This window comes from Vibrio sp. KUL80 (genome assembly GCF_059725495.1).
This window is the reverse complement of record NZ_AP045841.1, coordinates 478807-501760: the sequence shown is the minus strand read 5'-3', so window position 1 is coordinate 501760 and position 22954 is coordinate 478807. Positions and strand designations below refer to the sequence as shown.

Genomic DNA, 22954 nt, shown 5'->3' with positions numbered 1-22954 from the left:
CATGTCAGAACCACTAATTTCAATCCGCAACCTTTGCGTTGACTATATTACCGATGCTGGCGACGTGCGCGCTTGTAACAACGTCAGCTTCGATATCGGCAAAGGCGAAGTCTTCGGTCTTGCTGGCGAGTCTGGCTGTGGCAAGTCAACAGTCGCCTTCTCTCTTATGCGTCTTCATAAGCCACCTGCTTATATCAGCGGCGGTCAAGTACTGTTTAATGGTGAAGACATTCTTCAGTACAGTGACGACCGCATGCAGACATTCCGCTGGAGCGAAATGTCGATGGTCTTCCAAAGTGCGATGAACGCGCTAAACCCTGTACTGACCATGGAAGAGCAGTTCTGTGACGTCATTATGCGCCACACCAACATGACTCGTGAGCAGGCAGTAAAACGCGCTCAAGGTCTTTTGGAAATCGTTGATATCCACCCTAGCCGCTTGAATGACTATCCACACCAATTCTCTGGCGGTATGCGTCAGAGACTGGTCATCGCTATCGCGCTAGCACTGAACCCTAAGATGATCATTATGGACGAGCCAACCACAGCACTGGATGTGGTTGTGCAACGCGAGATCTTACAAAAGATCTATGCACTAAAAGAAGAGTTTGGCTTTTCTATTTTGTTCATTACCCATGATATCTCACTTATGGTCGAGTTTTCTGATCGCATTGGGATCATGTATTCAGGAGAGCTTATTGAGGTTGCACCGTCGAAACAGATCCTTGAATCGCCTTACCACCCTTACACCAAAGGGCTGGGTAGTTCGTTCCCGCCGTTAACGGGCCCTAAGACCAAGCTGACTGGTATTCCTGGAAATCCTTTAAACCTTTTAGAGGTGCCTCAAGGCTGCCGATTCCAAGCTCGTTGTGACCGAGTACATGAAGCTTGTACTCGCATACCCACTAAGCTGCGTCAAATCGAGCACAGCCGTTTTTCAAACTGCCACTTGTACGGTGAACCTATTGCCGTCGCGCAAGAGTTGTCATAACGACCACCAGCGAAGAAGTAAGTATTAACAAGGATTTCTGGAGAACAATTATGAGCAACTATGGTGAACTACTCATAGAAGGCAACAACGTCGTTAAAGACTTTCCGATCAATAGTAATGCGCTATCTCAGCCAATGATGCGTGCGATTAACGATGTCTCATTCAAGATGTACAAGAGCCGTGGATTATCAGTCGTAGGTGAGTCCGGCTCGGGCAAATCCACCACAGCTAAGATGATTGCCAAGATGTATGCGCCAAGCGGAGGTGAGATCAAATACCGCGGTCGTGACATTCAAGAGATCACCTCGCGCCGTGACCTGATGCAGTATCGCGAAGGTGTACAAATGGTGTGGCAAGACCCGTTTGGTTCACTTAACCCAACGCACACTATTTTCCACCACATTGCCCGACCGCTTCTTATCCATAACAAGGTCAGCAAGGGCAACAAGAAAGAGTTGGAAGAGCGTGTTTACGACCTACTAGAACAAGTTGGATTGATCCCACCAAAAGAGACAGCGGCGAAATATCCGCATCAACTTTCTGGAGGTCAGAGACAGCGTGTCAACCTTGCTCGAAACATTGCCGTAGGTGCAGAGGTCGTGCTCGCAGACGAACCGACATCCATGCTGGATGTATCGATTCGAGCAGGCGTTCTCAACCTGATGGAAGAGATGAAGTTCGAGAAGCAGATGTCGCTACTTTACATCACCCACGACATTGCAACGGCACGCTACATCGCAGAAGACATCTCCGTGATGTATGTCGGTCACATGGTCGAATGGGGCGACACTGACGAGGTCATTGCTAACCCTCAGCATCCCTATACCCAACTGCTGGTATCTGCCGTCCCCGATCCATCCAAGTCCATCCACGAGAAGCTGGAAGGAAACAAAGGTGAAATCCCATTGTGGACACCAGCATCAGTAGGCTGCCCATTTGCCGGACGCTGCAAGCACGCCACCACTAAGTGCCGTGAAGCCTTACCTAGCGTTACCAAACTATCAGACAACCACTTCGTACGTTGCTACTTATACGAGAACTAATACCCGGCTCCCTTCTCGGGAGCCTAGCTGTAGGGATAAGTTATGGAAGAAAACATGCAATTACTCACTAACCACATTGGCTACCACATAAACAGTGAAAAGCGCGCCGTGTTAATGACTCATCAGTCACAGCATGAACTCGCTAGTGCTTTTTTAGTGGATGCTCACAATGACGAAATCGTGCTCGAATTGAGCCCTATTGATGGCGCTAAAGTGGATAATTGGCATCAAGGTGTTTTCTTCACTCTCGATTTCAGTCAATGGACAGAGCAAGGTCACTATTACCTACGCTATCAGGCGGTACGATCTCAATCTTTTGAAATCGCCGAGAATCAGCTCTATAACCGCTCCTTCTCGGACATTGTCCACTACTTCAAATCTCAACGATGCGGTGGGGAGTTTGATGCCGCCGACAAGCAAGCTTCGATTGTAGGCAGCCAAGATTCGGTGGATGTCCATGGTGGTTGGTATGACGCGTCTGGTGATGTCAGCAAGTACCTAAGCCACCTGTCCTACGCCAACTATTTGAATCCTCAACAAACCCCTATGGTGGTTTGGAATATGCTCAAGGCACACGACATAGTGTGCGAGCGCATCGAGAGCCCAAACTTTGTTGCTACCCGGCTTCTAGAAGAAGCGCTTTACGGTGCCGAGTTCCTTTCGCGCATGCAGCATCAAAGTGGCTATTTCTATATGACCGTTTTTGACAAATGGAGTAAAGATCCCACGCAGCGAGAGATCTGCGCTTACGAGACTCAACTCGGTCATAAGAAAACCAACCATGAGGCTGGGTTTCGTCAAGGTGGCGGCATGACCATCGCAGCACTGGCGAAAAGCAGTCAGGTGAGCTCACTTTCAAAGGATAACGCCGCCACTTATTTAGAAGCGGCAAAAGCCGGGTATTGGCACCTCAAAGAGCACAACGAACAATACCTTGATGATCGTACACCGAACATCATTGACGAATATTGCGCACTAGTGGCGTCAGTGGCTCTGTATCAAGCCACCTTGGAACCACAGTACCTAACGGAAGCAAGAAGCTGGTTTGATGCATTAGCCAAAAGAGCTCTAAGCGACCAGCAACATGCTTTTTACTGGGCTGCAAATGAAGATGGTAGTCGACCTTACTTCCATGCTGCAGAAGCTGGGCTGCCTAACATTGCACTGACAGAGTATCTAGCAATAGAAACCGAAGCAGAGCGAGTCAAAGCAGCGCGAGAAACGCTCAATAAAGCCTGCCAGTTTGAAATCAGTATCACTCACAAGGTTTACAACCCTTTTGGCTACCCAAGGCAGTACGTAAAAGCCGTCGATGGGGTCAAACATGACGCGTTCTTTATCCCTCATCAAAACGAGTCTGGTTACTGGTGGCAAGGCGAAAATGCTCGCTTGGCTTCACTTGCCTCAATGGCTTTTTTGGCTCAACCGCACCTAGAAGACTCCGCTTTGAAAGCTCAGCTATCGCACTATGCCGATGACTGTATTAGCTGGGTGCTCGGTGCTAATCCCTATGATATGTGCATGCTCGATGGTCATGGCCACAACAACCCCGACTACCTACCGAAGCTTGGTTTCTTCAATGCTCTCGGAGGGGTGTGCAACGGTATCACCGCAGGCTTTGAAGATGAGGCTGATATTGCCTTTAACCCACCAGTTCATAAAGACGACATGCTACAAAATTGGCGCTGGGGTGAGCAGTGGATTCCCCATGCAGGCTGGCTACTTCTCGCTTTGGCACTGTGGCAGCAATACTATAAGAATTAAGGGTTAAATATGGCTAGGTACAGAGTAGGAATTGATGGCGGTGGTACATCGTGTCGCGCCAGAATCATCAATGAACAGCAGCAAGTCATTGGTGAGGCGAAAAGCGGCAGCGCGAACATTATGTTGGGCGCCGAACTTGCTTTGACGTCGATTATTGAAGCGATTGAGTCTGCGGCCCAATCAGCAGGTCTTGGCTCAGCCGATTTTGCCCAGATGGATGTTGGCTGCGCGCTCGCGGGGGCCGAGCACAAAAGCAGCTATCAAGCGTTTATGGCGACATCACACCCATTCGCAAGCCTAACGCTTAACACCGATGGCTACGGTGCCTGCCTTGGCGCCCATCAGGGTGAAGATGGTGCCATCATGATTGCCGGGACTGGCTCCGTTGGTCTTCTGATCAAAGGGACAAATCAGTATGTGGTAGGCGGTCGAGAGTTCCCGATTTCAGACCAGGGAGGCGGCGCTGTCATGGGACTTAGGTTGATCCAGCAAGTCCTGCTTATCCAAGATGGTATCAAGCCCCACTCTTCCCTCGCCGATGTCGTTATGGAACATTTCAATCAGGATATCGACGCTATCGTAGAGTGGTCAAAAACAGCGTTACCACGTGATTACGGTCAGTTCTCTCCGGCGATTTTTGAGTATGCCTACCTCAACGATGGGTTGGCAAAATCGCTTCTGCTGGAAACCGCCAACGACATTGAGATGTTTTTGTGCGCGCTCAACAACAAAGGCGCGGACAAAATATGTCTGATGGGCAGTATCGCTGAGCGTATCTATGACTGGTTATCTCCTGCGGCTCAGCGCTGGATCGTCGCCCCTAAAGGGGATGCGATGGATGGCGCGCTGATGATAACGGGTAACAAGCAACACAACCTTTACGAGTAGGGGTGAGTATGGATTTTCGTGTCGACTTAGCCATTGTTGAACATCTAGCGAAAGGCTGTCGCTTCGGGTTAACCTTGCATAACCTATCCGAGAAAAGTCACGCCAATTGGAAGCTTAACTTTGCGTTTGAGTGCTTTGTGATTCCAGACAGCTTATCACAAGGCGAGCTCACGCAAGTCGGCACCTTCTGTACCCTAAACGTTAACGAGACGCCGTTGTATGCCAATAACCACGTCTATGTCGAGTTTTGCACCGCGACGTCCGCATTCAACTTACTGAGTGATGGCATTAACGACGCCTATCTCGACACCGATGCACAAACCCAGCTTCCTGTTGCGGTTTCACCGATTGTGCTTGGGGCAGTTGACGACCGCCGAGTATCGCTGCCAGAGGTAGGCGCAGGACGCCACGCTCTTATCCCACATCCTCAATACATGGAGTTTGGGGAAAGCGTGTTTGAGCTAACGCGCTACAGTCAGATTTGCGTCGAAGATCAATCCATGCAATGTGTCGCCAACTGGCTAAGTGAAGAGGTGGAGCGTCTATTTGGACTAAGCCATAAATCGATTGGACAGCAAGACATTCGTTTTCGGCGCTCTCCTGTTTTAGATTCTGAAGCCTACAAATTGACTGTTGATGGTTCAGGGATTGAGATTGAGTCCAACAGCAATGCAGGCTTTACCTACGGCTGCGCAACGCTGATTCAGTTGATGGACTTTGACCATGATCGCCACACTATCTACGTGCCTCATGTCCGCATCCAAGACGCTCCTCGCTTTCGCTACCGTGGTGTAATGCTAGACAGTGCACGCAGCTTTCAGCCTGTGACCGAGATAAAGCGCGTTATCAACCTTCTTGCGCATTACAAAATCAATACCTTCCACTGGCACCTTACCGATGACGAAGGCTGGCGCGTTGAAATCAAAGCATTTCCAGAACTAACGGACATTGGTGCTTGGCGTGGCCCGACTCACCCGTTAAAACCGCAGCTTCACAGCATCTGTGATGACTATGGGGGATTCTACTCACAGCAAGAGATCCGCGAGATTGTTCAGTACGCTAAGGATCGCAGCATCCAAGTGATCCCAGAGATCGACATTCCTGGCCACAGTCGCGCCGCGATTACCGCGCTACCGGATCTGTTAGTCGACCCAGAGGATCAGTCTCATTACCGCAGTGAACAAAACTACACCGACAACGTGTTATCACCAGGGATCTCTGGCACCTACCAATTTCTTGATGCCGTGCTTGAAGAGATTGCTCAGCTGTTCCCAGCCCCTTACGTTCATATCGGCGCAGACCAAGTACCTTTTGGGGTTTGGACCAACAGCCCGTCTTGTCGTGAACTCATGGCTGAGCAAGGCTATCGCAATCCGAAAGACCTGCAAGGTCATCTGCTACGCTACGTCGAAGATAAGCTCAAATCCATGGGCAAGCGCATGCTTGGATGGGAAGAGGCGCACTTTGGTAGCAAGGTAAGCAAAGACACGGTCGTCTATTCTTGGCTGAGCGAGGAAGCCGCCATTAATAGTGCCAAGCTGGGCTACGACGTCATCCTTCAGCCAGGGCAAAGTACCTACTTAGATATGGCGCAAGATTACAGCGTTTGCGAGTTAGGCGTGTACCGCTCGCACATTATTACCCTAGAAAACGCCTATCAATACGAACCTCTCGTTCAACTTCATGAGCAAGACCCAATCAAGAAACGCATTTTGGGCATGCAGGCCGCACTTTGGACAGAGAGAGTTACCTCTCCGGCGCAGCTCGACTACATGATGTTTCCGCGCTTGGTTGCGCTTGCAGAAACCGCATGGACACAAGATCACTCAAAAGACTTCCACGCCTTCTTGTCTCGGCTTAAGCCACACCTCCAATTGTTAGATAGACAAGATGTGCGATACAGACACCCATGGCCAGAGAGCCAAAAAGAGAATGGCTGACGTTCAACATTCAAAGCCAACATTACTTAACGAATTTAAATTTTCCCAATAAGGATATCATCATGCAATACGGCTACTTCGATAACGAGAACCGAGAATATGTCATCACTCGTCCCGATGCCCCCGCTCCTTGGACTAACTACCTAGGCACAGAGAAGTTCTGTACCGTTATCTCCCATAATGCGGGCGGCTACTCCTTTTACAACTCACCTGAGTACAACCGTGTAACCAAATTCCGCCCAAATGCGACGTTCGATCGCCCAGGACATTATGTATATCTGCGTGATGATGAGACAGGTGATTTCTGGTCTATCTCATGGCAGCCGGTCGCTAAAAGCCTTGATGAAGCAAACTATGAAGTAAGACACGGGCTTTCTTATTCAAAGTTTAAGTGTCAATACTCAGATATTGAGGCGACAAAAACTCTGTTTGTGCCAAAAGGCGAAGATGCTGAGGTGTGGGATGTGGTGATCCGCAATACTGGGGACAAGCCACGCACCATCAGTGCCTTCTCGTTTGTGGAGTTTTCCTTCAGCCACATCGCCTCTGACAATCAAAACCATCAAATGTCGCTATACTCAGCGGGAACAAGCTATCAAGATGGTGTCATTGAGTATGATCTCTTCTACAACACCAACGATTTCGAAGGCTACTACTACCTTGCTTCTACTTTTAGCCCAGACAGCTATGATGGTCAGCGCGATAGCTTCTTAGGCCTATATCGCGATGAATCTAACCCAATCGCGGTTGAAAAAGGGCAATGCTCTAATCACACACAAACCTGTTACAACCATTGTGGTTCACTGCACAAGCAATTTGTCATCGCACCGGGAGAAGAGGTGCGCTTTGCCTACGTTTTGGGTATTGGCAAAGGCAACGGTGAGCGTCTTCGTCAAAAATACCAAGACTTAACAGAGGTCGATGCAGCGTTTGATGCCATCAAGGCTCACTGGGATGAGCGCTGCGCCAAGTTCCAGGTGAAATCTCCTAACGAGGGGCTAGATACCATGCTGAACACTTGGACTCTGTATCAAGCCGAGACCTGTGTCGTTTGGTCACGCTTCGCTTCATTTATCGAGGTTGGAGGACGTACTGGACTGGGCTATCGAGATACCGCTCAGGACGCTATGGCCGTTCCTCATTCTGCACCGGCTATGACTCGCAAACGAATCGTTGATCTACTGCGTGGCCAAGTGAAAGCTGGTTACGGTTTACATCTATTCGATCCAGACTGGTTTGATCCAGACAAAGCCGATGTTGAGCCATCAAAATCACCAACGGTGGTTCCGACACCAAGTGATGAAGACAAGATCCATGGTATTGCCGACACCTGTTCCGATGATCATCTATGGCTAGTACCAACGATCTGCCGCTACGTGATGGAAACCGGCGAGACAGACTTCTTTGATGAGGTGATCCCATACGCTGACGGCGGTAATGCAACCGTTTACGAGCACATGAAAGCAGCACTTAACTTTACCGACGAGCACGTTGGTGCCACGGGCATCGCCAAAGGTCTACGCGCAGACTGGAATGACTGTCTAAACCTCGGTGGTGGTGAATCATCCATGGTCGCGTTCCTGCACTACTGGGCACTGCAAGACTTCGTTGACCTCGCACGCAACCGTGGCGAGCTTGATGATGTCGCCTACTACCAACAAATGGCGCAAAAAGTTCAAGATGCCTGTGAAACGCACCTTTGGGATGAAGACGGTGGTTGGTACATCCGTGGTATCACCAAAAACGGCGATAAGGTCGGTACCAGTAAACAAACTGAAGGTAAGGTTCACCTTGAGTCCAACACCTGGGCAGTGGTTTCTGGCGCAGTAAGCGAAGAGCGCGGTAAGAAAGCCATGGATGCGGTCGATGAGTACCTCTACTCAGACTTCGGCTTACATCTAAACGCTCCATCGTTCGCAACACCTAATGACGACATCGGCTTCGTAACACGCGTTTATCAGGGCGTAAAAGAAAACGGCGCGATCTTCTCACATCCAAATCCATGGGCATGGGTAGCCGAAGCGAAACTAGGCCGTGGCGATCAAGCCATGAAGTACTACGACGCACTAAATCCATATAACCAAAACGATATGATCGAAACGCGTATCACAGAGCCGTACTCATACGTGCAGTTCATCATGGGCCGTGACCACCAAGATCATGGTCGCGCTAACCACCCTTGGTTAACGGGTACTTCTGGCTGGGCTTACTTCGCTGCGACCAACTATATTCTCGGCGTGAGACTGAGCTTCGATGGCCTAGTGGTTGACCCATGTATTCCAACAGAGTGGCCAGGATTTGAGGTGACGCGTCAATGGCGCGGTGCAACGTATCAAATCAAAGTCGACAACCCAAGCAATGTTAGCAAAGGCGTGAAATCTATCACTCTAAACGGCGAAGCGATCGAGGGGGCTATTCCACAGCAAGCGGAAGGCAGCGTGAACCAAGTTCATGTGGTACTGGGCTAATTCGCTCGGCAATGATGAGCTCCTGAGTGAGCTCATCATTGCCCACACTGCGTGAACAAATAACCTCTTAGGAGAGAGAGATGATCAAATTTGGAACAGGCGGCTGGCGCGCCTTTATTGGCGAAGAGTTCACTAAGGATAACGTGAAGCTCGTCGCTCAAGCGCTGGCTAACATCATTAAAGCCGAAAACGTAGCCGAGCGCGGGTTCGTGATTGGCTATGACCGCCGTTTTTTATCAGACAAGGCGGGACGCTGGTTTGCAGAAGTATTGGCAGCTAACAGTATCCCAGTGAGCTTTATCGATAAGTTCGTGCCGACCCCAATTGTTATGTACAAGGCGAAAAGCATGGGCTGCGCGTACTCTGCATGTATCACCGCGTCTCATAACCCGGCGGATTACAACGGTATCAAGGTGTTTATTGAAGGCGGTCGTGACGCTGATGAGGTGATCACTGAGAAGATCGAAGCGCAAATTGCCACCCTGACTCATCAAGAAGTGATTTCTGGCGATTTCGAGCTGTGCGTGGAGCGCGGCGCGATCACTGTTATCAACCCAATGAACGAGTTTGTTGATTCGATCATCGACCTTATCGACATCGACGCTATCAAACGCGCCAATCTTAAAGTGCTCATCGACCCGATGTTTGGGGTTGCGAAAAACGCACTGCAAACGGTGCTTATCAATGGACGCTGTGATGTTGACGTCATCAACGATGGTAAAAACCCAGACTTTGGCGGCTTAATGCCTTCACCAAGTGCAGCGACACTATATCGTCTTAAGCACCTTGTGGCGGCAGAAGGCTACGATATTGGTATTGGTACCGATGGCGACGCAGACCGCCTTGGCATCATTGATGAGCAAGGTAATTTCATTCACCCGAATGAAGTCCTACTACTGCTCTACTACTACCTACTTGAGTACAAAGGCTGGAAAGGCTCAGTGGTTCGTAATATCGCTACCACTCACCTACTAGATAAAGTTGCTGCCGACTACGGTGAAAAGAGCTTTGAGGTTCCTGTAGGCTTTAAGCACATCAGTAGTCAAATGGAGGCCGACGATTCACTGATTGGCGGTGAGAGTTCAGGTGGTTTAACCATTCGCGGCCACATCAAAGGCAAGGATGGCGTATTTGCCTCTAGCCTTTTAGTCGAAATGCTCAGTGTCACTCAGAAGACGCTTTCCGAGTTGCTATCAGAGATCTACGGCAAGTATGGCTACGCCTATACAGCCGAAGGCGATTGCACCTTTAAACCCTCACAAAAAGACAGCTTGTACCACAAACTCTATGTCGAAAAACTGCTCCCTGAGTTTGACTATGACGTAGAAAAGGTAAGCTACGCCGATGGTGCGAAAGTGTACTTTAAGAACGGTGGTTGGGTAATTGCTCGCTTCTCGGGTACGGAGCCCCTATTACGAATTTTCTGTGAAATGGAAGACAAAGAACAAGCGGAATATGTTCTTCAGCAGATGAAAGACTTTTTGTCTTTGTAGTCACTGTTCCCTTCACTTTTTGCCCTAAGTGACCTCGACTCACCTTCTTGGTCACCTATTAGCAAAAAGCTCCCTATAGGTGGAGAACATCTTTGCCCGGAACGACTGTCTCCGGGCTTTTTTAGGGCTTAAGCAAACGCGACAATGCCCTGCGCATCGACACTCACCGCAACACTTTGGCCAACATCAAGTGCTTCTAATGAGGTGGCTAAAACGCGGGTGCCTTCAATATCGACCACATAGCGACAATGGTCACCCATGAACTGCTGCTCGATAACCGTGATAGTGCTCTTTTCTGACTGAGTCAATTGAATGTGCTGTGGGCGCACCAAGAGTTGGCAATCAGCCCCCTGCTCAATCAAGGCACACGACTGTGCTTCAACCTGGCCAATAGCGGTCTCGAAAGTTGTGTCATTGACATGCTTGGCTTGCAAATAGCTACCACCACCCAAGAAATCTGCAACGAACTTGCTCGATGGACAGAAATAGAGCTCTGATGCCGCGCCATATTGCTCGATTACGCCTTGATTCATCACCGCCATTTTGTCTGCAAACGCGAACGCTTCTTCACGGCTATGAGTCACGAAAATCGCTGTCACACCCTGCTTTTTGAAGATTTTGCGGATCTCACGGATCAGTTCGTGGCGCACTTGGGTATCGATGTTAGAGAATGGTTCATCAAGTAACAGTAGATCAGGTTTGTACGCCAAACTGCGAGCAATCGCCACACGCTGCTGCTGACCACCTGATAGTTGATGCGGGTAACGGTCAATGAATTGTTCTAGATGCACCAGTGACAGCATCTCCATCACGATCGCATCTTGCTCTGACTTCGGAATGCCCTTAAGCCCAAACGCAACGTTCTGCGCCACCGTTAGGTGAGGAAACAGCGCATAATCTTGGAAGATCATGCCGATGTTACGCTGCTCTGGCGGCATCCAAGTTTCACCGTTATCAATCTCTCGCTCACCCAGCGTCATCTTGCCCGCAGACAGGGGTAATAGACCGGCGATCGCCTTCAGCAAGGTGGTTTTACCGCAGCCACTGGCGCCCAGCAAACAAACAATTTCACCTTGATTAACCTTCAGAGATAAATTCTCAAGAATCGTTTGCTCATCATACTGACAAGATAAATTTTCAATCGACAGTGCAGTGGTCATCAGTGATTTTGCTCCAATGAACGGTTAACAATAATGAGCGGTAGTAACCCAACGAGCACCAGCAACACGGCTGGCATCGCAGCAAGCTCCAAATGCTCATCTGAGGCAAAGTTAAATACGTAGGTGGCCAAGGTTTCAAAGTTGAATGGACGCAGCAGCAGCGCAGCATTGAGCTCTTTCATCGACTCAATAAACACCAACAAGCCAGCAATCAACACACCACGTTTAATCAGAGGCAGATGCACGCGAACCAACATCTGGTTCTTCTTACAGCCCATAGTACGCGAGGCCATATCAAGCGAAGGCGACACCTTACTTAGACTGGTTTCGATACTGCCAATCGCTACCGCTGAAAAACGCACCACCATGGCAAAAATCAGCGCAAACATAGAGCCAGAGAAGATCAGACCTGGGCGCTGCCACTCCATCGCTTTGGCAAAGTCATTTACTGAATGATCCATAAACAGGACAGTCACCATCACGCCGATCGCCAGCACCGTTCCCGGCACGGCATAGCCCAGCGACGAGGCACGCATGAAAACGACACCCTTACGACTTGGATCCAAACGGCGATAGAAATTAACCACTAAAGCGACGATTACGCCAATGATGGCGGCAATGATCGAGACCTGTAAACTGTTGATGGCATAGGTTTGAAACTCTTCGGTCCAGCTTTGCTCAAAGTACTTGTAGGCATAAATCATTAACTGGCCAAGCGGGAAGATAAACGCTGCTGATACCAAGCCCCAACACCAAGTTAATGCTGCCCACTTTTTCCAACCTCGCAATTCATAACGAAAATCTTCATGGCTGTTGTACTGGCTTTGAAACAGTTTCTGTTTACGGCGGCTATAGCGCTCAGCACCCAGTAGAAGCACAATCACCACCATCATCATGGCGGAAATTTTGGCGGCTGCACTTAAATTGGAATAGCCAAGCCAAGTATCGTAAACCGCTGTGGTTAAGGTGCTGACTGCAAAGTAGCTAACCGCACCGAAGTCGCCAATGGTCTCCATCGCTACCAGCGATAGACCTACCGCAATGGATGGACGAGCAAGCGGCAACGAGATACGCCAAAAACTCTCTAAAGGGGAGCATTTGAGAAGTCTAGCCGATTGCAGCAAAGAGACGTTCTGCTCCATAAATGCCGCGCGGCACAGCAGATAGACGTATGGGTACAGCACCAAAGAGAGCACAACCGTAGCACCGCCCACGGTACGGATATCTGGGAACCAGTAGTCGCCAACCTGCCAAGCAAAAACATCACGTAGCCACACTTGGACAGGACCTGCAAAGTCAAACCAGTCAGTGAAGATGTAGCCAATGATGTAACTTGGCATCGCTAGTGGCAGTACTAAGGCCCACTGCAATACGCGTTCGCTAGGCAGCTTGCACATGGCCATTAGCCAAGCACTGGGTACCCCGAACACAAGAGAGAGCAGCAAAACACCAACGACCAATTTGATGGTATTGAGAACATAGGTGGGCATCACCGTGGACATCAGGTGTGCAAAAAGATCACTTGATTCACCAAGTGCAGTATAGAAGATCGCTAAAATAGGCAAAACCAGTAGCAGAGTTAGCACTCCACTACTGGTTTTCCAAACAACATTTTTTTCTTTCATTGCCTAAACATACATCAGGCGACGCGAAGTCGAGAAGTCATAAACCAGAATAATTAAGGGGGCATTATACCCCCTTTTATCGATTATAGGTCGAACTTAACTTCATCTAACAATTTGATCGCTGCGCTGTGGTAACCAGCAATGTCGTCAAGCGAGATAGAATCTGCTTTGAAGTCACCCCAAGATGCCACAAGCTCAGAACGCTTAACGCCTTCTTTTACTGGGTACTCAAAGTTTACTTCTGCGTACATTTGCTGAGCCTTGTCGCCTGTTAGGAACTCCATTAGCTTCAGTGCATTTTCTTTGTTTGGCGAGTGTTTCGCCATTGCCATGCCACTCACGTTAACGTGCGTGCCAGTGGTTTCTTGATTCGGGAAGTTGATGTAAACCGCATCAGCCCACGCTTTTTGCTCTTTGTCATTAACCATTTTGCCTAGGTAGTAGCTGTTACCTAGAGAAACGTCACAAAGACCTTCTTTGATCGCTTTAACTTGCGCGCGGTCATTACCTTGTGGCTTACGAGCTAGGTTTGCTTTAACGCCTTCTAGCCACTCTTTGGTTTCTGCTTCACCGTGGTGAGCAATCATAGATGAAACCAAAGATACGTTGTATGGGTGCTTACCGCTACGAGTACAGATTTTGCCTTTGTACTCAGGGTTAGCAAGGTCTGCATAGTTGAACTCTGCACCTAGCTTACCTACACGGTCACGAGATGAGTAAACGTTACGAGTACGTAGAGTCAGTGCAAACCACTCATTCTCTTTATCACGGTACTGAGCAGGAACATTCGCATTAATCACATCGCTGTCTACCGCTTGAACTACGTCTTTGTCAGTGAGCTCTGCAAGACGGCTGATGTCCGTTGTTAGCACAACGTCAGCTGGGCTGTATTCGCCTTCTTGCTGAAGCTTCTCTGCCAAACCTTTCTTAGCAAACTTCACATTTACCTTGATACCGGTTTCTTTCGTGAACTCGTTGAACATTGGCTCAACAAGGAAAGGTTGACGGTAAGAGTAAACGTTGACTTCTTCTGCAGCCATTGCTGGAGCAGCGAAGCTTGCTGCAATTGCTGAAAGAGTTAGCAGTTTTTTCATTGTGTTAGTTCCTTTAATTCATAATGAGAACGTTTATCAGTTGCGTTATTATATTCATATTTATTAGGAAAACAATGATCCAATATAAAAAAACCTGCCATATAAGGCAGGTTTTTAATATAAGTGTAACTAAATATTACTTCATGCTGACGAACTCTGGGTAAGCACCAACACCACAGTCGTGCATGTCCATACCTTCTAGCTCTTCTTCTTCCGATACACGGATACCGATTGTTGCTTTTAGTACTGCCCATACCGCTAGACTTGCTGCGAATACCCAACCGAAGATAACTGCTGCACCTAGAAGCTGTGCACCGAACGTTGCATCACCGTTGCTTAGTGGAACAACCATTAGACCGAAGAAACCACACACACCGTGAACTGAGATAGCACCTACTGGATCATCAATCTTAAGCTTGTCTAGGCCGATGATGCTGAATACTACTAGCGCACCTGCTACTGCACCGATTGCTACAGAGTAAACTGGTGATGGAGACAGTGGGTCTGCTGTGATTGCAACCAAACCTGCTAGTGCACCGTTAAGAATCATTGTTAGGTCAGCTTTGCCCCACGTTGTCTTACAGACTAGCATTGCTGCGATTGCACCCGCTGCCGCTGCTGCGTTGGTGTTTAGGAAGATTTGACCAACCGCTGTTGCATTCTCGAAGTCAGAAACCATTAGCTGAGAACCGCCGTTGAAACCGAACCAACCTAGCCATAGGATGAACGTACCTAGCGTTGCTAGCGGCATATTCGAACCTGGGATTGGGTGAATTTCACCGTTCTTACCGTATTTACCTTTACGAGCACCTAATAGTAGAACACCTGCTAGTGCTGCTGCCGCACCGGCCATGTGAACGATACCTGAACCTGCGAAGTCACTGAAACCTGCTTCTGATAGGAAACCGCCGCCCCATGTCCAGTAACCTTCCATTGGGTAGATGAATGCTGTTAGCACTACTGAGAAGATTAGGAAAGACCAAAGCTTCATACGCTCAGCAACCGCACCAGAGACCACTGACATTGCTGTTGCAACGAATACTACTTGGAAGAAGAAGTCCGACTCTAGAGAGTGGTCTGCGCCTTCACCTTGCGTACCGATTAGAGCACCAAATGATGGTAGCCAACCGCCTTCGCCGTTATCAACATACATGATGTTGTAGCCTACGATGAGGTAACAAGTACACGCAATCGCGTAAAGACAGAAGTTCTTAGTTAAGATTTCTGTGGTGTTTTTCGAACGAACTAGGCCAGCCTCTAGCATTGCAAAGCCTGCCGCCATCCACATTACGAGTGCGCCTGAAATAAGAAAGTAAAAAGTGTCCAGCGCATAACGCAGTTCGCTGACAGTTGTTGCTAATTCCATAATAAATTCTCCAATCCCTTAAAGTGCTTCAGCGTCCATTTCGCCCGTACGAATACGTACTGCTTGGGCTAGGTCGTACACAAATATTTTTCCGTCGCCAATCTTGCCGGTTTGAGCAGCGTTAGTGATCGCTTCAATAACTCGGTCTACGTTGTCTGCGTGCGTCGCGATTTCAAGTTTAACTTTCGGTAGAAAGTCCACTTGGTACTCAGCACCACGATATAATTCTGTGTGTCCTTTCTGACGGCCAAATCCTTTGACCTCAGAAACTGTCATACCTTCAATACCAACATCTGCAAGTGCTTCTCTTACATCATCGAGTTTGAATGGTTTAATGATTGCGTTAATAAGTTTCATGGCATCCCCTTCGCCTTTTATCCCTGTTACGTATTCTAGTAATCAAGGTGCGTGCCAACTTTTTAAACTATTGATATATAAGGATTTGACTATTTCATGTTACAGAAATGAAAATACCTTGCACTTTAATGGTGCAAGGTATTCACAAAAATAATGCGTTTTATGTTATTAGCACTAGGAGTGTGCAAATTTGGGGCAAAGGATCATTACCTATTATGAATAAAACGCTCCCATTGCTCTAAAACTGAGCGAAAATCCTCTAGCCCACACTCGCTATGGCTCTCACTTTCATAGACAGAAAACTCTTCGTCCATTTCCATTAAGCTATCAAAAGCTAAGGAGTTTTCGTAAACATGAACCTCGGAGTCCACCACGCTGAGTGAAATCTCCTTGCCTTGCCACTTAAACTCATTGCCCGAAAACTGGGCAGCTTGGGTGAGCAACTCGGTAATTTCCATGATGGTGCGGTCACTGGTACTGATCTCTTCTTGCAGCAAACGAGCAATCACTTCTTGGCCCATTTCGCATCTCACTAGGTACTCACCTGTGAAACTGTTTTTAATAAACTCGAATTCCATCACTGTTTCTCTTGGTAATCTCGCGGCGATTATACCTTAGTTTGCGAGACAATCGGGTATACTCATGACATCGCTCTCTATGACTCAGATCCTATGCAGCTTAACTCTCTCATTGCTAAACAAATTGTCGATCGTGCCAAGAAGATCATCGAGCACTCCATCAACGTGATGGACGAGAATGGCATGATCATTGGCTCTAGCGACCCGTCACGCTTGCACCAAACACATGAAGGGGCACTGCTAGCAATCCGAGATAATAGAACCTTAGAGATCAATGATTCCGTTGCTTCTACATTGTCCGGTGTTAAAAAAGGCATCAACCTACCCATCATTTACGATAGCAAGGTGATTGGTGTTGTCGGGATCTCGGGCACGCCTGAAGAGGTGAGAAGCTACGGTGAGCTAGTAAAGATGACGGCTGAGCTAATTGTCGAGCAAGCTGCGCTTATGTCGCAGGTGCAATGGAATAAACGCCACCGCGAGGAGTTACTACTTCAACTCATTGAGGGATCAAGTTTAAATGAGGGACAGCTGCTCTCTATTGCTCAGCGGCTCGATCTTGATCTCGCTCAGCCTCGTGTGGCCACGGTGATCAAAGTGATCCCGCTGCCTGGTGAACCAGTCACACTGGAACACCTGCAGAAACTGGTACATCTTCTGGAGTACCCTGAGCGCGACAACATCGTCGGAATTGCCTCGGTATCGATGAATGAGATCGTAGTATTGAAACCGGTGACAGTCGTCAATAACGCATGGAATCGCAAAGAGGAAGAAAAGCGAGTCGCTAAACTACTTAAGCGTATCGACCAAGAGTGTGACTTCTCTATTCAGATGGCCATCGGAGACTATTTCCCTGAACTCGTTGGCATAGCAAAGTCTTACGAAACCGCCAAAGCCACCATTGAGAGCAGTCATCTCAGTGATGGTCCCATACTGTTCTACCAAGACCGGAAACTCTCGGTGCTGGTGAGCAGCATTAAACATGACCCGTGGCGGGCGACTCAACTGAAGGCTCCGATCGAAAAACTGGTAGCTGCAGATAGTAAAGGCGTAATGTTAAAGACACTGCGCACCTTTTTTGAGCAAAACTGCGACCTAGCTCAAACTTGTGAAACCCTCCATATCCACCGTAACACTTTGCGGTATCGACTTGAGAAAATAGAACAGACAACCAAATTAAATATCAACAACTTAGATGAAAAAGTTCAGCTCTATCTTGCGTTAAAATGTATGTAAAAAATCCGTTAATTTGTGCATTTGCACAAATTAACGATAACCAGCAGTGATAAATTCGTCAGTTCGCATAAAGAAAATCTCCCCCTAAATGGCTACTCTTCCGCTCAATAAGGGTCACAAGACCCCACTAAAAAATTAATAAAATAAATACTGCGGAAACCAAACCATGATTGAAGTCTCTACCCTTGGCGCATTAGCAGCTCTGGTTGTTGCTATTGCTCTCATCCTTAAAAAAGTTCCACCTGCTTACGGCATGATCATCGGCGCGCTTGTCGGTGGTGTCGTTGGCGGCGTGTCTCTCACCGATACGGTTGCGCTAATGATTGGCGGTGCACAAGGCATTGTCACAGCGGTATTGCGCATCCTTGCTGCTGGTGTGCTGGCGGGCGTATTGATCGAGTCAGGTGCCGCAACATCCATCGCAGAGACCATCGTTAAAAAAGTGGGCGAAACCCGCGCGCTTCTCGCTTTGGCGATTGCCACCATGATCCTAACTGCGGTTGGCGTATTCGTTGATGTGGCAGTTATCACAGTTTCGCCTATCGCACTTGCCATTGCACGTCGTGCTGACATCTCAAAAACCGCTATCTTGCTGGCGATGGTCGGCGGTGGTAAAGCGGGCAACGTAATGTCACCAAACCCGAACGCCATAGCAGCAGCCGATGCGTTCAACGTTCCACTGACCTCAGTAATGGCAGCCGGTGTCATCCCTGGTTTGTGCGGCATGATCTTCGCCTACTTCATCGCGAAAAAGCTGGTAAACAAAGGCTCGAAGGTCGCAGAGAGCGAAGTCGTTGCAGTTGACCACTCTAAGCTACCTAAATTTGGCGCTGCGATTGTGGCACCTCTTGTCGCTATCGCACTGCTTGCGCTTCGTCCTATTGCTGGCATCAACGTTGACCCGCTTATCGCACTACCACTAGGTGGCTTGATCGGTGCTGTAGTAATGGGTCGCTTTGCCGATACCAACCACTTTGCAGTATCTGGTCTATCGCGCATGGCGCCAGTGGCTGTGATGCTTCTTGGTACGGGTACGCTTGCTGGCATCATCGCTAACTCCGGTCTTAAAGACGGTCTTATTGATGTGCTAACCGCATCTGGCTTGCCTTCTTACCTTCTTGCACCAATTTCTGGTGCCATGATGGCATTGGCAACAGCCTCGACCACAGCAGGTACAGCGGTCGCGTCTAGCGTATTTAGCTCAACCATTCTTGAACTCGGCGTTCCTGCTCTAGCGGGCGCAGCCATGATTCACTCTGGTGCTACTGTTTTGGATCACATGCCACACGGTAGCTTCTTCCACGCCACAGGCGGCGCTGTGCATATGGATATCCGCGAGCGTCTCAAACTCATTCCTTACGAGTCTGCGGTTGGTCTGATGATCGCCTTCGTTTCGGTAATGATCTTCGGTGTATTCGGTCTATTTGTTTAAGGTTTAATTATGAAAATTATTATCGCTCCAGATTCATACAAAGAAAGTCTAACGGCCATGGAAGTTGCCGAAGCTATTGAGGCAGGTTTCAAGAAAATCTTCACCGACGCCGAGTACATCAAACTACCTATGGCAGACGGCGGCGAAGGTACAGTACAGTCACTCGTTGATGCTACTGGCGGCTCGATTGTTACTTGTGAGGTCACTGGCCCGCTAGGTCAAACTGTCGAAGGCTTCTTCGGTCTGATGGGTGATGGTTCCACAGCCATCATCGAGATGGCAGCGGCTTCTGGTCTTCACTTGGTGGAACCAGAGCTGCGCAACCCGCTTGTGACCACCACTTTTGGTACAGGTGAACTGGTTAAAGCGGCGCTGGATCGCGGCGTTAAACACATTATCGTTGGTATCGGTGGTAGCGCGACCAATGACGGTGGTATTGGCATGGCGCAGGCTCTAGGTGCAAAACTGCTTGATACCGATGGCAATGCGCTGGGCTTTGGTGGGGGTGAGCTAAGTAAGCTTGCAAGTATCGACCTTTCTGAGCTAGATCCTCGCTTGGCCGAAGTCAGACTTGAAGTGGCTTGCGATGTCGATAACCCACTGTGTGGCCCTAAGGGCGCCTCTCATGTGTTCGGCCCGCAAAAAGGGGCAACACCTGAGATGGTTGAAACGCTAGACAGTAACCTGGCGCACTACGCAGAAGTAATTAAATCGACCAATGGTCGTGACGTAGTGGATACCGCAGGCGCCGGCGCTGCGGGCGGTCTAGGCGCTGCACTTTTAGGTCTCTTCGATGCCGAGCTTCGTCCGGGCATTCAGATCGTGATGGATGCTGTAAACCTTAGCGAAGTGGTCAAAGATGCCGACCTTGTGATTACTGGTGAAGGTCGAATTGATAGCCAAACTATCCATGGAAAAACGCCAATTGGTGTGGCGCGCACCGCTAAGCAATACGATATTCCTGTGATCGCGATTGCTGGTAGCACTGCGAAAGATTGCGCAGTAGTGCATGAACACGGTATTGATGCAGCTTACAGTGTGGTACTGGGCGCGACCGATCTGCCAACGGCTTTGAAAGAGGCGGCGTTTAATGTCGAGATGACTTCTCGCAACATCGCTGCTGCGATGGCGATGAATTTCAGCAAATAGTTTCCTTTTGCTACAAAACAAAATGCCCGCTCAATTGAGCGGGCATTTTTCTATCTAAAACCAGATTAGAACTCGATGTTACGACCGAAGTTCATTGGCCAGTTAGTTGGGTTCTTCTTGCCTTCACGGATGTGGCGACACTCTGCCAACCATGTCAGTAGTTCCCAACCGAATGCCGCTGTTAGTAGCGCATCTTTCTCGTCAGAGTTCTTCTGAGGAGCAAATTCCGCGATATCTGCACCTACTAGGTTAATACGCTTAGTCGCACGAAGCTTACGGAAGATGTCGTAGTACATGCGCGCAGTTACACCGAATGGATCTGGGCTTGAGTTTGCACTGTGGTCTAGAAGATCCAGGCCGTCTAGGTCAAACGTTAGGTATACTGGACGACCGTCACCTTGTTTCTCAAGGATCTGCTCAACGATGTAGTCGATGCCTAGGTCGTAGATTTCGTCCGCTAGGTAGAAGTTACCACCAATCGCTTTCGCTTTACCTTGTTGTGATGCACACCAGCGGCCACGCATACCAAGACTTACACTCGTAGATGGATCCATCGCACCTTCTGATGCTAGACGGCAGTACCAGTTGCCTGAGTATGACTCGTAGTCAAAGTCTTTGCGAGTCAATAGGTCAAAGTGACCATCAATGTGGATGAGCGATACCGGGCCGTGAACTTTCGCCAGTGCCGCTGGACCTGGGTATGCCACAGTGTGGTCACCACCAAAGAAGAATGGCGTGATACCGTGGTTAATAACCATGTCATCTACCACTTCTTGAGCTGCACGCATTTCTTCGTCTAGGTTGAACTGACCTAGGCCATCCCAGTTTCCGTAGTCGATGATGTTACACAGTTCGAACGGCATCGTACCGTCTTGGTGAATCATGCCCATACCCGTTTTTGATGCTTCACGGATAGCGGCAGGACCGAACTTGTGGCCACCAGCGTTTGGTGAGCACTTATCCATAGTTAGGCCGTACATTGCAATGTCAACGCCTTCAAAGCTGTTCACATATGGCGCACCAAACGCACCAACGTGCTGCTTACCTAGTAAGCTGAATGCTTCAACGCCCTGCTCAGCCATGCGTGCTTGCATAGGAGCGATGTCTTCGTTGATGTAGAAATCAGCATCTGACTTGTTCCAGTAGATGTCTTGGTATAGGTCTAGCTTCTCTTTCGCAATTTCAACACGTTTTGGCTTAAACATGGATAATTCCTCTCGTTATTGGACAAGCAAATCAGCGTTGCTTCTCAAGATAGGCTCATTATAGTGGCTAACCCCTGAGTTATTAATTACACTTCAGGACAGCAACATGATATTTCAGGACATTATTTGTGTACTCTTTAAACCGTCAGCACTTTTTGCAAGCCATTATCGGTCACTGGGAAGCAGTCGTGCGTCAATCTGTCGGCAGTGACTTCGATGCCCAACAATTCTTACGTAGGGCTAATATTGTGCGCATCAATCTCGGTCACTATCACCCGATTGAGGTCTCACAGGTACACCAATTGATGAGCAGCACGGTGAATCAACTCCATATTGACGGTCTAGGGCTTCGCATTGCTAAGCGATTGAAGCTGCAAGATATGGGAGCGTGGGGATACGCTATGATCAACTGCCAAAATATCAAACAGCTGCTCGATACGGGTTTGCAGTTTTCGTTTGTGACCAAAGACTATGTCGATATCCATATTGGCTACGATAGCGAGTGGGCTTACATCACCATTGTTGATCGCTCTGATGGCCTCTCTCCCCAGCATTACAATGTCGAAGAATCACTTTGCCACTATTACCTGGGTATACAACAGTTTCTGGGAGAGCGATTTGATGCGACCTTGATTCATGTCGATTTTGCCTATCCGGCCCCGAGCTACGCAGCGCTTTACAAAGAGGTGTTCTCAGACAACCTAAGTTTTGATGCCAATCAGCATCAAGTGCGCTTCCCCGTAGATTGGATCCATCATGCGATTAGCTTGCAGCCATCTTTGGTCACTCACATCGCCTCACTCCAAAGTCAGCAGCTTGATGATGAAATGGATGCGCCGCTCAGCTACCAGATACGCGTCAAGCTACTATCTCAGCTGAAATACGGCCTTCCTAGTATGGAGGCGGTCGCCGAGGAAATGAACATGACGCCACGCACGCTGCGTCGCAAACTAGAAAAAGAGAACACTACCTTCAAGCATCTGGTTTTGGATACACGAATGCGTGTCGCCAAGGAGTTTTTGGTTAGCTCAGATCTATCGACGGCGGAGATTGCCGACATGTTGAACTACCACTCTGCCCCACCTTTTTTCCGAGCTTTTCAAGGCTACGTTGGCTGCAGTCCTAAGCAGTTTCGTGTGCAGAACAAACCACAATAAGCCCCGTC

At 48.8% G+C, this 22954-nt stretch carries 18 protein-coding genes; 11 read left to right on the top strand and 7 right to left on the bottom strand.

From position 1 onward, the window contains the following. Window position 1: 1 nt before the first annotated feature. The 7 genes from AC6I8U_RS02300 to AC6I8U_RS02270 all read left to right on the top strand — a co-directional run bounded on the left by AC6I8U_RS02300 (window position 2) and on the right by AC6I8U_RS02270 (window position 10587). Window positions 2-991, top strand: coding sequence for an ABC transporter ATP-binding protein (locus AC6I8U_RS02300; RefSeq protein WP_498017638.1), 990 nt, complete (start codon window positions 2-4; stop codon window positions 989-991). 50 nt (window positions 992-1041) lie between these two features. Beyond that, window positions 1042-2034 carry an ABC transporter ATP-binding protein gene (locus tag AC6I8U_RS02295; RefSeq protein ID WP_394150877.1) on the top strand — a complete coding sequence of 331 codons (993 nt, stop codon included), beginning with the start codon at window positions 1042-1044 and terminating at the stop codon, window positions 2032-2034. A gap of 54 nt (window positions 2035-2088) precedes the next feature. Further along, window positions 2089-3798, top strand: a complete 1710-nt coding sequence (locus AC6I8U_RS02290; RefSeq protein WP_498018303.1) for a glycoside hydrolase family 9 protein — start codon at window positions 2089-2091, stop codon at window positions 3796-3798. A 9-nt stretch (window positions 3799-3807) separates the two neighbouring features. After that, window positions 3808-4686 (top strand): glucosamine kinase nucleotide-binding domain-containing protein, encoded by an 879-nt coding sequence (locus AC6I8U_RS02285; RefSeq protein WP_498017637.1) that lies wholly within the window; start codon window positions 3808-3810, stop codon window positions 4684-4686. Between the two features lie 8 nt (window positions 4687-4694). Further along, window positions 4695-6626, top strand: a complete 1932-nt coding sequence (locus AC6I8U_RS02280; protein WP_498017636.1) for a beta-N-acetylhexosaminidase — start codon at window positions 4695-4697, stop codon at window positions 6624-6626. Between the two features lie 62 nt (window positions 6627-6688). Further along, window positions 6689-9094: a glycoside hydrolase family 94 protein gene (locus tag AC6I8U_RS02275; RefSeq protein ID WP_498017635.1), complete on the top strand. Its 2406-nt coding sequence runs from the start codon at window positions 6689-6691 to the stop codon at window positions 9092-9094. A gap of 80 nt (window positions 9095-9174) precedes the next feature. After that, complete coding sequence (locus AC6I8U_RS02270) at window positions 9175-10587, top strand: phosphoglucomutase/phosphomannomutase family protein (protein ID WP_498017634.1); 1413 nt, start codon at window positions 9175-9177, stop codon at window positions 10585-10587. 128 nt (window positions 10588-10715) lie between these two features. Here the strand turns inward: AC6I8U_RS02270 and AC6I8U_RS02265 are convergent, their stop codons facing one another. From AC6I8U_RS02265 to AC6I8U_RS02240, 6 genes are all read right to left on the bottom strand, one after another. Beyond that, window positions 10716-11747, bottom strand: coding sequence for an ABC transporter ATP-binding protein (locus AC6I8U_RS02265; protein ID WP_446567721.1), 1032 nt, complete (start codon window positions 11745-11747; stop codon window positions 10716-10718). Next, window positions 11747-13372, bottom strand: coding sequence for an ABC transporter permease (locus AC6I8U_RS02260; protein WP_498017633.1), 1626 nt, complete (start codon window positions 13370-13372; stop codon window positions 11747-11749). Before AC6I8U_RS02260 ends, AC6I8U_RS02265 begins: the two co-directional genes overlap by 1 nt. 83 nt (window positions 13373-13455) lie before the next feature. After that, complete coding sequence (locus AC6I8U_RS02255) at window positions 13456-14466, bottom strand: Fe(3+) ABC transporter substrate-binding protein (RefSeq protein ID WP_498017632.1); 1011 nt, start codon at window positions 14464-14466, stop codon at window positions 13456-13458. 136 nt (window positions 14467-14602) lie between these two features. After that, window positions 14603-15832 (bottom strand): ammonium transporter, encoded by a 1230-nt coding sequence (locus AC6I8U_RS02250; RefSeq protein ID WP_498017631.1) that lies wholly within the window; start codon window positions 15830-15832, stop codon window positions 14603-14605. An 18-nt stretch (window positions 15833-15850) separates the two neighbouring features. Continuing rightward, complete coding sequence (locus AC6I8U_RS02245) at window positions 15851-16189, bottom strand: P-II family nitrogen regulator (protein WP_038229080.1); 339 nt, start codon at window positions 16187-16189, stop codon at window positions 15851-15853. Window positions 16190-16395: 206 nt separating this feature from the next. Then, complete coding sequence (locus AC6I8U_RS02240; RefSeq protein WP_042473337.1) at window positions 16396-16767, bottom strand: YacL family protein; 372 nt, start codon at window positions 16765-16767, stop codon at window positions 16396-16398. 93 nt (window positions 16768-16860) lie between these two features. Between AC6I8U_RS02240 and AC6I8U_RS02235 the strand changes: the two genes are divergently transcribed. The 3 genes from AC6I8U_RS02235 to AC6I8U_RS02225 all read left to right on the top strand — a co-directional run bounded on the left by AC6I8U_RS02235 (window position 16861) and on the right by AC6I8U_RS02225 (window position 20584). After that, window positions 16861-18003, top strand: a complete 1143-nt coding sequence (locus AC6I8U_RS02235) for a sugar diacid recognition domain-containing protein (RefSeq protein ID WP_498017630.1) — start codon at window positions 16861-16863, stop codon at window positions 18001-18003. A 166-nt stretch (window positions 18004-18169) separates the two neighbouring features. Further along, complete coding sequence (locus AC6I8U_RS02230; RefSeq protein ID WP_042473331.1) at window positions 18170-19435, top strand: GntP family permease; 1266 nt, start codon at window positions 18170-18172, stop codon at window positions 19433-19435. Window positions 19436-19444: 9 nt separating this feature from the next. Continuing rightward, window positions 19445-20584 carry a glycerate kinase gene (locus AC6I8U_RS02225; protein ID WP_498017629.1) on the top strand — a complete coding sequence of 380 codons (1140 nt, stop codon included), beginning with the start codon at window positions 19445-19447 and terminating at the stop codon, window positions 20582-20584. Between the two features lie 65 nt (window positions 20585-20649). Here AC6I8U_RS02225 and AC6I8U_RS02220 read toward each other — a convergent pair whose 3' ends face one another. Next, a complete protein-coding gene (locus AC6I8U_RS02220; protein ID WP_042473326.1) occupies window positions 20650-21789 on the bottom strand; it encodes an arginase family protein in 1140 nt (379 codons plus the stop codon). A 128-nt stretch (window positions 21790-21917) separates the two neighbouring features. Here AC6I8U_RS02220 and AC6I8U_RS02215 point away from each other — a divergent pair, with 128 nt between their 5' ends. Next, window positions 21918-22946: an AraC family transcriptional regulator gene (locus AC6I8U_RS02215; RefSeq protein ID WP_498017628.1), complete on the top strand. Its 1029-nt coding sequence runs from the start codon at window positions 21918-21920 to the stop codon at window positions 22944-22946. Window positions 22947-22954 lie beyond the last annotated feature (8 nt).